The organism is Alteromonas sp. W364 (assembly GCF_031846205.1).
Taxonomy (GTDB): domain Bacteria; phylum Pseudomonadota; class Gammaproteobacteria; order Enterobacterales; family Alteromonadaceae; genus Glaciecola; species Glaciecola blandensis.
Window position 1 is genome coordinate 508,069 of the sequence record NZ_JAVRID010000001.1, and the last position, 13,859, is coordinate 521,927.

Sequence of the window (13,859 nt, forward strand, 5' to 3'; positions counted from 1 at the left end):
ATTCCTGTTACTGCTCGTTATTTTGTAAACTTTCTAATTCATCCCACCGCTCATAGGCATGCGAGAGTTTTTCTTCGAGTTCTGAGAGTTTTTGCAACTCTGCCTGAACATATTCTTGGTCTTTTTGGAAAAATTCAGCTGAATTGACGTCTTGTTGAAAGGCCTCAAGCTTTTCTTCCATATTTTCTATTTCTTTGGGTAAACTTTCCAGCTCCCTTTTGTCTTTGTATGATAACTTGTTAACCGGCTTATTAACAGAAGGCTTGTTAGCTTCTGATGGGCTCTGCTTCTGTTCGACTTTAGGTCGCTCATCGGCTTGAGCCTTACTTTCTGCTTCTTTTTCATCATACCAACGTTTCATATCCGAATAACCACCTACAAACTGATTTATTCGGCCATTACCTTCAAATACCAGACTTGAGGTAACAACGTTATCGACAAACTCTCGATCGTGGCTAACTAATAAGACGGTACCTTCGTATTCAACCAACAAAGATTCAAGCAACTCGAGCGTTTCGACATCGAGATCATTCGTTGGTTCATCGAGGACCAATAAATTGCTTGGTTTTAACATCAGTTTGGCAAGCATCAGTCGATTTTTCTCGCCCCCTGACAATGTAGATACTGGTGCGTTCACCCTATCGGCTGAAAATAAGTAATCTTGCAAGTAGCCAATCACGTGTCGAGTGCTGCCGTTGAAACTCACTTCTCTTTTACCATCAGCAATAACATCTATCACTGGTTTGTCGAGTTCAAGCGTTGAGCGATGTTGATCAAAATATGCTACCTCCAGGTTTGTACCTCGGAAAATATCACCGCTATTCGCTTCAAGCTCGCCGAGTAACAATTTTATCAATGTACTCTTGCCACAACCATTACCGCCGATAAGAGCAAGTTTTTCGCCTCGAGTAATTAATAAATCAAGGTCTTTCACCAATAATTTATCAGCAATACTAAAGCTCAGATGCTCAGTTTCAAAAATCCGTTTGCCCGATTGTCCACCAGTATTGCGTTGTATAGTGGCATTGCCTGTTACATTGCGACGAGATTTGTACTCATCTCTTAGCTTCTTCAGCGCTCGCACTCGACCTTCATTTCTCGTTCGACGTGCTTTGATACCCTGCCTAATCCAAACCTCTTCTTTAGCTAGTTTTTTATCAAACTCTTTGTTCTGTGTTTCTTCGACGTCTAGGTCATGCGCTTTTTGGGCTAAATAGGTTTCGTAATCGCCGGGATAGCTTTTTACTTGCCCTCGATCAATATCAATGATGCGCGTGGCTAGTTTCCTAATAAACGCCCTATCATGGCTAATGAAAACGATAGCACCTTCATAATTAAGCAAGGCTTTCTCTAACCAAAGCACCATTTCAATATCAAGGTGGTTGGTGGGTTCATCCAGAAGAAGTAAATCAGGTTGTGACACCAACGCGCGTGCTAATGCCGCTTTTCTTCGCCAGCCCCCTGATAATTCCGATAGTTTTTGCTCTGCGGGAAGTTGGAGTTGTGTAAGCACATTATTAATTCGCTGCTCAAATTGCCAAGCATTGCGCGCATCCAACTGTTCCTGTAGTTGTTGCATTTTGCTGAGGTTTTTTTCACTCGGATCGTCACCAATAATCGACGTAATATGGTGATACTCTTTCAGTATTTGAGCCACATCGTCAAGACCTTCCGCAACGTAATCAAAAATATCACCACTCACATCTTGCGGTGGATCTTGTGGTAAGCGAGAAATAAGCACATCACTGGGCGCAATGCGTTGCCCTTCATCGAGCTTAATCTCATTAGCGATCACTTTAAGCAATGTAGATTTGCCGCTACCATTTCGGCCGACGACGCAAACTCTCTCACCACTTTGAATATTAACTTCAGCTCTATCAAGCAAAGGAGGTTGCCCAAATAGAATAGACGCGTTTTTTAACTGCATTAAGTTCATTTTACAAATTGGACCAAGTTATCTAATTCAAAAGGCCAAGCCAGTTCAGCTTGGCTGTCACTGCGTTTCAATACGGGAATTCTGGCACCGTATAAATGAAACAAATCATGTGAATCTCTGATATTCACTTTGTTAAGTGTTATCTCAGGAAAGCCTTGTGCATTGTGTTCTTCTACAAGTTTTACTGCCATTTCGCAGAGCGAACACTGCGGTCCGGTATAGAGAGTAAGTATCACAGTGACAATATCCAACATTGATGTATTTTTGGACTACGTTTAAAGTCCTCAGGGATACTCGAAGCACTAATATTCTCAACATTGAAGCCTAATGCTTCAATATCAGACTTAGCCAAGGTGAATTGACGTAGGTTATTGCTGAAGAATATTTTTCCATTTTCTTTTAAACATTGCTTCGCATTCGCTAGTAGCTCGACATGGTCACGCTGGACATCCCAGGTATTATCCATTCTTTTCGAGTTTGAAAAGGAAGGCGGATCAATAAACATTAAATCATATTTCCCATGTTCTCTTGCCAACCATTTAGTGCAATCAGCTTGCACGAACTGAAACGCCCCATTGAGTTTATTTAAAGCAAAATTATCCTTTGCCCAATCTAGGTAGGTGTTGGACATATCAACCGTGGTGACAGAGTTGGCTCCCGCTTGAGCAGCGTGTACTGAAACGCTGCCAGTGTAAGCAAAAAGGTTAAGTACATCTTTTGCACGACATAACTGTTTGAACCTTAAACGAGTATCTCTATGGTCTAAGAACAAACCAACGTCCAAGTAATCGTTTGGATTAATATAAAACTGAGCTTGATTTTCATGCACAACGACACGTTTGCCCTTCGATGAGACTTTTTCGTATTGTTCTTTCCCTTTATTTTGACGACGTGTTTTTACTGCCATGTTACTTGGACTAATGCCCAATACTTTTGGTACATGAATCAACACTTCTTGGAGACGTTGGCGCGCTTTTTCTTCTGGCACTTCTTTCGGTGCTGCATATTCTTGCACGATTGCCCAATTGTCATAGATATCGACTGCCACATTATAATGTGGAAGATCAGCGTCATAGATTCTATAGGCATTCGTATCTGTGCGTTTTAACCAAGGTTTTAAGCGCTTGAGATTCTTTCTCAAGCGGTTTGCAAACTCATGATTATCATCAGTTTGCTGCTCAAATACTTCTAGGTTTTGTCCCTTCAACACATAATTAACCAAATTACATTCGAGCTTACCATTCATCATTTTATATTGACGGGTATAACGTAATTTAAGTGCTTTTAGCAGGTCGGGGTTTGAGCTCAGCAGTGATAAGTGCCAATGTGCGAAGTGTGACTTAAAATGATTTCCAAGCTTATCAAATAGCGGTAGCAAAGCTTGATACTCACCCAAGCGCTCACCATACGGGGGGTTGGATACAATATATCCAGCAAATCCATCCTCTTCCAGTGCGTCACTTGCTTGTGGCAGAGTTACTGAGCTGTCTAGCACATCGCATTGTTTGAATTCAATGAACTGCGACACGCCTGCTACTTCTGCATTTTTACGCGCTAAATCAACCAAACTCGTGCTTAAATCGTAAGCATAAATCGTTTGTTTAGGCTCTGTGATTGCCCCTTTTGCCTGTGCTACTGCAGCTTCAAACAATGCTGGCTCATGTCCTAACCAGTGACTAAAGCCCCATGTTTCTCTTTCTAGGTTTGGCGGAATGTTTGCCGCAATCATAGCAGCTTCAATCGCGATGGTGCCAGAACCACACATAGGATCAAGTAGCACATTGTTACTATTATTCGCCCAACCACTACGCATGAGTACACCGGCCGCCACATGCTCTTTCAAAGGCGCTTCACCCGCATCGAGACGGTAGCCGCGACGGTGTAAACTGCCGCCAGAGAGGTCAATGCACAAGTGCAATGTCTCTCTTCTTAGTCGTGCTTGAATCACAATACCTGGATTGGTTTTATCTACCGAGGGTCGCTCTTCGCCAGACTCTTGAAATTGGTCCACTATGGCATCTTTTGCTTTTAGTGCACCAAACTGACTATTATTAATGGCATTGTTTGTGCCATTGAATTGGATCATGAAAGGAACATATGAGTCAAAGTGCGATTGCCAATTGACCTGCTTTACCACGTCATACAACTCTTCCGCACTATTCACTTTGCCACTACCAACAACCCATAGCACACGGTTTGCTAACCTAGAATGTAGACATAAATTGTAGGCATCTTCTAAGCTGGCTTCAAACGAAACTTGCCCGGGCTTTAATTGAATAGCGGGTTCGTCACTTCCTGCATTTCTGGTTTTTGATAGGATGTCTTGAACTTCTGTTTTTAAAAGTTCATCGAGCCCTTTTGAGCTGGTTACAATGATTTCAGGCATTTACCAATTCCTTAATAAGTGGTGGACCTTGATAAATAAATGACGAATATACCTGTAAAAGTGTCGCCCCAGCATCGAGCCTGGCTTTAGCATCTTCTGCATTAGAAATTCCACCGACGCCAATAATCGGTAGCTTACCTTCTAGCGCATCTGCTAGTATTTTTGTGAGTTCAAGACTTTTGTGTGTCAGCACTGCGCCGCTTAAACCGCCAGCTTCCGCTGCATGTTCATGGCCTTCAACAGGCGCTCTATCTAGAGTCGTATTGGTTGCGATTACACCATCCATTTTCGCTTTGATGAGTGAACTAGCAATTGAAATAACTTCTTCTTTGCTAAGGTCTGGCGCGATTTTTATCAGAATAGGAACATATTTACCATAGGTCAATTCTAGGCTCAGTTGACGCGCTTTTAAGCCAGCTAATAGCTTATCGAGCGCTTCACCATATTGCAGGTTACGTAAGCCAGGCGTATTTGGAGATGAAATGTTGACCGTAATATACGAAGCATATGCATAGACCTTGTCCAAGCAAATAAGATAGTCCTCTAATGCATTCTCTTCAGGTGTGTTTTTATTTTTACCAATATTAATGCCTAAAATGCCTTTGTAGTTAGACTGCTTTACTTGTTCAACAAGATAGTCGACACCTTTGTTATTAAAACCCATTCTATTAATGATGGCTTGATGCTCAGACAATCTAAATAGACGCGGCTTGTCATTCCCGGCTTGAGGCTTAGGTGTGACTGTACCAACTTCTACAAAACCAAAACCCATGGCAGCGAATGCATCAATACATTCCCCATTCTTATCTAAACCGGCCGCTAGACCAATTGGGTTTTTAAAGCTCATCCCCAAGCACTCCACAGGCTTTGCTGGAACTGACTGTGAGTAAAGCTTATTTAAGACGTTACCTTGAGAACGCTTTAAAAAACCAATAGTAAAATCATGACTCCATTCGGGGTCACGGTTTAAAAGAAAATTTTGAACTAATGAATACACAAAACATAACCTATAAAAAAGCCCTGCTTTTGCAGGGCTGTTTGCAAACATGTGTATTCTAATGGTTTGCTTTCACGCTTAACAGCATCAATTCTCTTAAAGCGACAGAAAATTTAGCAAATTCGTGATTATCTGAGGTTTTGAACTCCGTCATCATATGATACCAGCGTTCTAAGGCCTCTTTATTATCTTCACACCAAGAATTGAGTATCTTGTCGGCATCCTTTGCTTTCGGTTCAATATTCAACAGTACCGAAGTTAGTGCACGTTGCTGCCAATCCAACTCCTCTCGATAAGATGCACGAGCAAGAGCCTGCCAATGATTAGTTACTGACTGCTGATTAATTTGATCTAAGAACCAATGCAACTCAAAACGAGAACCTAGCTGATAATACAATCTAGCCACAACCTCGATTGGACGCTTCTCCAACTCTGCAATTTGTGCAAGATCCATTGAAGAGAACATATTGCTCAGACAAGCGACACGGTAGGCAATATCCTTCGGTACTTGCAAGGATATTAAACGTTGAGTTTCATCATGAACGGCTTTGCATTCACTCTCTACCAAGAAGTCACTTAGGTTATCTGACACAGCTTTGAAAGCAGGTTGATAACGTTTAATAGCGCTTTCGATATCCTTCGTTTTACCACCATGACGAATGTACCAACGAGATGTGCGACGCAGAATACGACGCATAGCATCCAGCATCTCAAGCTGAAGTTGCGCATCGATTTTATTATCTAAATCTTCGACTTGTTCCCATAAGCTGCCCATACCAAACACGCCTTTAACAACTGTGTAAGCTTCCGCAACTTGTTCAATTGACGCCCCTGTTTCTTCCTGTAAACGATAGACAAAATTCAAGCCCATATCATTAACCATCTCATTGGTTAATTTAGTGGCGATTATTTCGCTACGCAAAGGATGCTCTTGCATTTGTGCTTGATACTTCTCTCGCAAAACTGGCGGGAAAGCATTAACAAGTAAGCGATCGTAGTAAGGGTTATCCGTGATAGCTGGAATATTAAATTGGTCTTTCAAAACCATTTTTCCATAGGCAATCAATACCGATAGTTCCGGTCTAGTGAGACCTTGCCCAGTGACTACACGTTCTGATATTTCATCATCAGAAGGAATAAATTCAAGCTCTCTATTTAGGAAACCATCACGCTCTAAACCATGGATAAAGCGGAGTTGTTCTTTTAATTGTTTAACACCCGCTAGGTTTGTTATCGAAATTGATTGTGTTTGACGATAACAATCCTGTATAACAATATCAGACACGTCATCAGTCATCGCATACAACAATTCATTTCGTTGTTTAACCGTTAAGTCACCGGCATTCACCAAGGTATTCAACAATATTTTAATGTTGACCTCATTGTCCGAACAATCAACACCGCCAACATTATCGATAAAGTCTGTGTTCACTAAGCCGCCATTTGCAGCGTACTCAATTCTACCCAGTTGGGTTAAACCTAAGTTACCCCCCTCACCTACAATTTTGGCTTTAACGTCTTTACCGTTAACACGAGTCGTATCATTTGCACGATCCCCAACCTCAGCATGTGACTCCTTCGAACTTTTCACATAAGTGCCTATACCGCCATTCCAAATAAGGTCGACAGGCATTTTTAAAGCATTGTGAATTAAATCGTTTGGTGTCATTGTGGCTTGACGCGTGCCCAACCATTTCTTCATTTCAGGTGATAAAGGAATGGCTTTCTCTGAGCGCTTAAATATACCACCACCTTTCGAAATCAACTTGCGATCATAGTCATCCCAACTTAGTGATGGATCTTCAAACAAACGCTGTCGTTCAGCGTAACTGCTCTTCTCATCCGGAGAAGGATCGAAAAAGATGTGCAGATGGTTAAACGCACAGATAATGCGTGTTTGTTCTGATAGCAACATGCCATTGCCGAAAACATCACCGGCCATGTCGCCCACACCGACAGCAGTAAATGGCGTCGTTTGACAATCGATGCCAATCTCTCTGAAGTGACGTTTAACAGACTCCCAAGCACCACGAGCGGTAATACCCATTTTCTTATGGTCATAACCGACGCTGCCGCCCGATGCGAATGCATCTCCTAACCAGAAGTTAAACTCTTCTGATATTCCATTGGCAATATCGGAAAATGTTGCTGTTCCTTTGTCTGCAGCAACAACTAAATAAGGGTCATCTTCATCTAAACGGATAACATCTCGTGGTGGTACTATTTCACCATTCACAATGTTGTCTGTAATGTCGAGTAGACTGCGGATGAAAATTTTGTAGCACGCCTGACCTTCAGCTTGAATCGCAGCACGGCCGCCATTCTCTGGCATTGCTTTACAGACAAAGCCGCCTTTCGCCCCGACAGGCACTATTACGGTGTTCTTCACTTGCTGTGCTTTGACTAGGCCAAGGATCTCAGTTCTGAAATCCTCTTGTCTATCAGACCAACGTAAACCACCACGAGCAACTTTACCACCTCGAAGGTGGACGCCCTCGACTCTTGGAGAATATACGAAGATTTCGAACTTAGGCATAGGCAAAGGCATATCACTTATTTCACTGGGTAACAGTTTGAATGATATGTATGACTTTTCGTGACCTTCCTCGTCAGATTGATAAAAGTTCGTACGCAGAGTGGCATTTAATAACTCAAGGTAACGCCTGATAATTCTGTCATCATCTAGGTTCGATACTTTATCCAACTTAGATAGAACTTGTTCTTTCAAGTTTTCAATTTTCTTAGGCATTCTTTTCGTTTTAGGACAAAACATTAACCTAAATAAACTGATAACGTCTGTAGCGATATCCGGGTAATTAGCGAGCGTGTTGGCCATGTAGTCGATACTAAACGACGTACCAATTTGGCGCATATACTTGGCATAAGCGCGTAAAATCGTCACATTACGGCCAGTAATCTCTGCACTTAGAATTAGACGGTTGAAACCATCATCTTCAAGGGTTCGGTTCCACACTTTCGAAAATGCATCTTGGAATAACTCCTGAGCCTTTTCCATGTTGAAATCTTTACCGTTTTTATGCAGCATCGAAAAGTCCATTACCCAACTTACTTCACCATCATCATTGGTCACTTTATATGGACTTTCGTCGATGACTCGTAATCCAAAGTTTTCCAGCATGGGTAAAACATCACTTAAGTGAATAGGTACATCTCGATGATATAGTTTTAATTTAACGTTCTGGCTTTCAACACTCTCTTCTTGCGGACGATAGAATAAAATATCGAGCTTTTTGTCATCATTCAGTAGCTCAATTCTATCGATATCCACTAAAGCAGCACCAGGTAGGTTTTGCTCTGAATAACTTCTACTGAAGGCGTTACCGTATTTCTTCTGGAGTGCCTTACCTTTAGCTTGGCCATGCGCAGATGTGATTTTAGCGGCTAACTTATCTTGCCAAGACTTGGTTAGCTCAATTAAATTATCTTCAATCTCGTTCACATCAAACTCCATATTATTATTTTTCACGCGGGCGATGTAATGCGTTCTCGCATAGACCGATTCTGAAAAGTAGGTATTAAACTCAACTGCTTCGTCTGATTTGAACGAACGTTTGAGAAGTGCTTGTGTTTCTCGACGCAATTGGGTGTTGTAACGCTCTCTTGGGACGTAAACTAGGCAAGAGTAAAATCGACCAAAAACATCCTTCCTAACGAACAGACGAGAGATGCCTCGCTCTTGCATTTGGAAAATACCGAGCACAATTTGAGCTAGCTCTTCATCAGAAGTCTGTAATAACTCATCTCGCGGGTAGGTTTCAACAATATTAACGAACGCTTTGTAAGCATGAGTGCCTTTGTCAAACCCGGATATCGCACACATTCTATCAATCTTCTCTTTTAACATCGGAAGATCGGTGGCACTACTATTGTAGAAAGAGGCTGAATATAAGCCAAGGAAACGGTGTTCGCCAATAACGTTGCCGTTGGAATCAAACTCCTTTATTCCAACATAATCCATGTACGCAGGACGGTGCACTCTTGCCCGGCTATTTGTTTTAGTTAAAATTAAAGGATTATCGCCTAACGCTTCGTCTCTCGCGCTGGCAGGCAAATTAGAAATAAGTCGTTGACGATCGTTTATCGAGTTTTTCATCAAGCCTAAACTTGATTCATTATCTGGGATCCAACGGTGGTCGCCTTCAATCGCTTTTACTTGATAATGGCGATAGCCCATCAAAGTAAAATTGTGATCATTTAACCAATTCAGAAAGGTCTTACCTTGGGATTTAACTGCCTGTATTGCATTTGAGTTAGACTTATCAAACCCTTTTGTAATACTGGCCAACTTTTCTCTCATCGGCTGCCAATCAGCAACGGATAGTGACACTTCATCCACAACTGAGTGGAGCTCTGCTTTCAGTTTATCAATGTCAGAACGCTTTGTTTGACGATCAATTTCAATCAAGAAAACAGTCTCAGCCGAAACTCCTTTCTCTTTTGACTGACTGTCGACAAATGCGCTAACTTTTTTGTCTTTCCCACGGGTTAAATACATTGGAGAATGCAATAGCAAGTGCGCTGAAATCCCAAATCTGTTGATCGCCATGCGCACGGAATCTACCAGAAATGGCATATCCTTAACGATAATCTCGATGATAGTATGACTAGATTGCCAGCCATGTTTGGCAATTTCAGGATTGAATACTTTAATACAAGGTTCTGATGCCTTTCGATTTTGCATCTGTTGCCACAAACTCAATGTTGCGCCATATAAATCACTATCACTTCTGCCCTTAATATCTTCAAAGGACATATTCTTATATAACAAGCGGCCGAATTGTTGAATCAACGGCGCATCACCGTTTTCGACTTTTTCATTAATAAGGGAAAATACACGTTCAAGTAAAACAGAATGTTGATGGTTGGTTACCGACATTTAATTTCTCTATTTGTTGTGTTGAGAGTGGGATTTTTTGCTATCCCTTTATTTATCGGTATTTTCTCGAAAATATTAATTATTTGAAAGCACTATTTAACCTTTAATTTACAAATTGCATAAGGATGTTATTTTTATGCATAAAAAAAGGCCTTTCGGCCTTTTTTCAAATAATTAAGCAAAATTATTTTTCTACCGACTTCCACCACAATAGTCTAGCTATAGCAGGAAGTACAATTATTGCCCCTAACATATTCACAATAAACATGAACGTTAACAAAATTCCCATATCCATTTGGAACTTAAGCGTCGAGAAAACCCAAGTGCTAACACCAATGGCTAGAGTAATTCCGGTAAACAAGACCGCACTTCCTCGTTCCTTTAATGCTGCTAAATAAGATTGCTGGACTGAGTAGCCTTCCCTTAACTTGATCGTCATAGTAGATAAAATGTAGATACCGTAGTCAACGCCAATACCGACGCCAAGCGCGATAACTGGCAAGGTAGATACCGTAAGCCCGATTTCGAGGTAAGTCATTAATGCTTGAGCGAGCACGCTCACCACATACAGAGGAATAACTACCGCTAACGTTGCGCGTAGCGATCTAAAACTGAGTAAACACAAGATAATGACAGCACCAAATACGTAATAGAGCATCGGGTCTTGCGATTCTTTTACAGCTTCATTCGTCGCCGCCATAACGCCAACTGGACCTGAAGCTAACTTAAACTTCATGTCCTCTGTTTCATATTCACTTGCTACTTCTTTAACTGCCTGTACAACAGTTTCAATCGTTTCTGCCTTGTGATCTTCCATGAACAAAATGATTGGCATGACTGAACAATTTCTATTCAATAAACCTGTCGACGTAGGTACGCGCGATATTGCTTGAACCATTGTTGATTGATTTCGCGGAAGGACTTCCCATTTAGGATTTCCTTCGTTGTAACCTGCATTGACTCGTTTGGCCACTGAAGGTAACGATATTGCAGATTGAACTCCAGGGACGTTTTCCATTTTCCACTGGAACTCGTCCATCGCAGACATGGTGTCGAACTCTGTGCACGACTCCGCTTTTGTTTCGACTATGACCGAAATATAGTCAACGGTAATCTCGTATTTATCCGTAATCAAAAACGTATCTTGATTGTAACGAGACTCTTCGTGCAGTGCGGGTGCACCTGCATGTAAATCACCAATTTTCAATTGCTGAGCCTGCATAAAGCCTAGGGTAAACAGAATCGCTGTCGCTACCACAATACCAATAGCGACTTTAGGGCTCGCACATTTGGCAACATGATCCCACGCGTCACTGCTTGCTGCGTTTGCCTTCGCAAATTTTTGCTTATATTTGTCAGACAACTTCACGTACGACATCAATACTGGCAACAATAACAAGTTAGTTAGGATGATTACCGCAACCCCCATACTTGCTGTAATCGCTAGTTCTCTGATAATACCGATATCAATAACCAACAGCGTCATGAAGCCGACAGTATCGGAAAGAAGCGCTACGCCACCGGGAATAAGGAGTGAACGGAAAGCATGCTGAGAAGCAACTTTAACGTCTATGCCAGTTGATGCTTTCTTACCGACCGCATTAATCATTTGGACGCCGTGACTAACCCCAATAGCGAAGACTAAGAATGGGACCAAAATTGACATTGGGTCGAGACCGAAGCCAAATAACGTCAGTAAACCTAGTTGCCAAACCACCGCAATGATAGAACAAAGCAAGGGTAAAACGGTGAGCATAATTGACTTTGAGAAGAAGAAAACCATGATAGCTGTGATGGCAATAGCAATACCGAAAAACATCAGTACGTCTTTCGCGCCCTCAGCTACGTCACCAATCATTTTGGCAAAGCCGATAATATGAATCGATGTATTTTCGTTTTCATATTGACCACGTAACTGGTCTTCCAACTCTTTTGCTAGGGCAAGGGTATCTAGTTCCAATCCTGTCTCAGGATCGATATCTAGCAACTGGGCCGTCACCATAGCACACGTAAAATCGCTCGACACTTGACGCCCAACGATGCCCGCTTTTTCGATGTTCTTTTTCACCAGCTCTAGTGCAGCAGGATTAGTTGAATCAAAATCTGCAGGAATTACGGGGCCGCCAGAGAATCCCCCTTCTACAATTTCTGTAAAACGAGTGGCGGGTGAAAATAATGAGGTCACCAATGAACGGTTAACACCATTAATGAAAAATACTTGGTCATGAACATTCTTTAATGTGTCGAAGAAATTCGTATTAAAAATTTCTCCATTTTTGTCACACACCGATACTAATACGTTATTCGCACCACCAAAGTCCTGACGATGCTTCATATACGTTTGCATGTACTCGTGATTCAATGGAATGTTTTTTTCGAAGCCTGCATCGAGTTTAAGTTGTGACGCGTTGTACAACAAAAAAGCAGTAATGACCGCAAAGAATGCGATGACAATCGCTCGATGACGAAAAACAGTCTTCTCAATCTGATTAATTAAATATGTCATTGTATTTAGTTTATCTCTACTTTCTTAATGCCAGAGGCGGTAACTGCTAATATAGCGTCATTGATAAAACGACCATTAAGAATAGCGTCATTTAACTCATTCTTTATGCGCTTCATTGATGTGTGCATCGCACAGCCTTCTTCATTTTCGGCCTGAACCTCATCTAGCATGACTTTTTGGTTATCGATGGCTAGCACGACTCCATTATTACCGGTAACAAATGTTGATTGTTCATTACCCAAAATAATTGAGTTGAGAGATGTGGTAACACACGTCTCTAGACGTTCCCACTGTTCAGACTCAACTTGCTTTACAAAGGCATTACCACGTAGACCAACAGCCAAAATGTGTCCATTACCTAAACTAGACACATCAAAGAAGGAGCCCATATAGTCAATATCAAATCGTTTCCAAGAACGTCCCTTGTCTTCGCTGACAGCCAGCATACCAGCCTCACCAGCCATATAAACTAGGCCACCCTTGACAGAAAGTCGATTGAAATGAGGCAGAATAAATGACAATTCTTCTTCGTAGAATTGCTGATCATCCTTAATACTTTCTAAGTAATCAATGTCGTCTTGTGGTAATACGGATGCATGCAGTTCCTTTTCCCAAGTAACACCGCCATCTTCTGTTCGATAAAAAAGACCGTAGGCGCCAACAGCAATACCTTCTTGCTCATTGAAAAAAACAAGATCTAAGAATGGGCGATCAAGTTCTGGCATACTCAATTGAACAAGCCATGTGTTACCTTTATCGGAAGAGTGCAGGATACTCGCATCATGCCCAACAGCCCACACTTTGTCATTTACCTGGGTGACAGCGGTTAAGGTTGTTTTGGTAGGCACACTAACTTGTTTAAAATCAGCATCATTTAAAGCACCGCCCTCAGCACTTTGGCCAAGTAAAATATGGCCTCTTTCACCGACGATAACAGTTGGATTGCTACCATCAATATCGAGCAAAAGGGAATCTTTAACGTGAGGTGCGAGATAAGCTGTTTCAGCGTAGGCTGAACTCAAAAGTGCGTTGGCACCGAAGATAAAAGCACCCGTTAGGAAAAGTTTATTAAGTTTGAATGTCATTTATACACCGTAGTTAAAAAAAACGGCTGGCTCAGCCAACCGTTCATCTTTA

7 protein-coding genes are annotated in these 13,859 nt (G+C 41.7%); all 7 read right to left on the reverse strand.

What is annotated here, in order from left to right; all coding sequences use genetic code 11:
* Positions 1-7: 7 nt before the first annotated feature.
* Complete coding sequence (locus tag RM556_RS02260; protein ID WP_311360356.1) at positions 8-1,936, reverse strand: ABC transporter ATP-binding protein; 1,929 nt, start codon at positions 1,934-1,936, stop codon at positions 8-10.
* On the reverse strand, positions 1,933-2,190 hold the full coding sequence (locus tag RM556_RS02265) for a glutaredoxin family protein (protein WP_409220038.1): 258 nt from the start codon (positions 2,188-2,190) through the stop codon (positions 1,933-1,935). Before RM556_RS02265 ends, RM556_RS02260 begins: the two co-directional genes overlap by 4 nt.
* A complete protein-coding gene (gene rlmKL, locus RM556_RS02270) occupies positions 2,169-4,322 on the reverse strand; it encodes a bifunctional 23S rRNA (guanine(2069)-N(7))-methyltransferase RlmK/23S rRNA (guanine(2445)-N(2))-methyltransferase RlmL (RefSeq protein ID WP_311373738.1) in 2,154 nt (717 codons plus the stop codon). Before rlmKL ends, RM556_RS02265 begins: the two co-directional genes overlap by 22 nt.
* Positions 4,315-5,319: a quinone-dependent dihydroorotate dehydrogenase gene (gene pyrD / locus RM556_RS02275; RefSeq protein ID WP_311360359.1), complete on the reverse strand. Its 1,005-nt coding sequence runs from the start codon at positions 5,317-5,319 to the stop codon at positions 4,315-4,317. Before pyrD ends, rlmKL begins: the two co-directional genes overlap by 8 nt.
* A gap of 58 nt (positions 5,320-5,377) precedes the next feature.
* A complete protein-coding gene (locus RM556_RS02280) occupies positions 5,378-10,216 on the reverse strand; it encodes an NAD-glutamate dehydrogenase (protein WP_311360360.1) in 4,839 nt (1,612 codons plus the stop codon).
* Between the two features lie 184 nt (positions 10,217-10,400).
* Positions 10,401-12,722, reverse strand: a complete 2,322-nt coding sequence (locus RM556_RS02285) for an MMPL family transporter (RefSeq protein WP_311360361.1) — start codon at positions 12,720-12,722, stop codon at positions 10,401-10,403.
* A 5-nt stretch (positions 12,723-12,727) separates the two neighbouring features.
* Complete coding sequence (locus tag RM556_RS02290) at positions 12,728-13,807, reverse strand: YCF48-related protein (protein WP_311360362.1); 1,080 nt, start codon at positions 13,805-13,807, stop codon at positions 12,728-12,730.
* Positions 13,808-13,859 lie beyond the last annotated feature (52 nt).

Excerpts from the sequence above, each read along its gene's own strand:
- RM556_RS02260 (WP_311360356.1), bottom strand. The coding sequence starts at position 1,936 with ATGAACTTAATGCAGTTAAAAAACGCGTCTATTCTATTTGGGCAACCT.
- RM556_RS02265 (WP_409220038.1), bottom strand. The coding sequence starts at position 2,190 with ATGTTGGATATTGTCACTGTGATACTTACTCTCTATACCGGACCGCAG.
- rlmKL (WP_311373738.1), bottom strand. The coding sequence starts at position 4,322 with ATGCCTGAAATCATTGTAACCAGCTCAAAAGGGCTCGATGAACTTTTA.
- RM556_RS02280 (WP_311360360.1), bottom strand. The coding sequence starts at position 10,216 with ATGTCGGTAACCAACCATCAACATTCTGTTTTACTTGAACGTGTATTT.
- RM556_RS02285 (WP_311360361.1), bottom strand. The coding sequence starts at position 12,722 with ATGACATATTTAATTAATCAGATTGAGAAGACTGTTTTTCGTCATCGA.
- RM556_RS02290 (WP_311360362.1), bottom strand. The coding sequence starts at position 13,807 with ATGACATTCAAACTTAATAAACTTTTCCTAACGGGTGCTTTTATCTTC.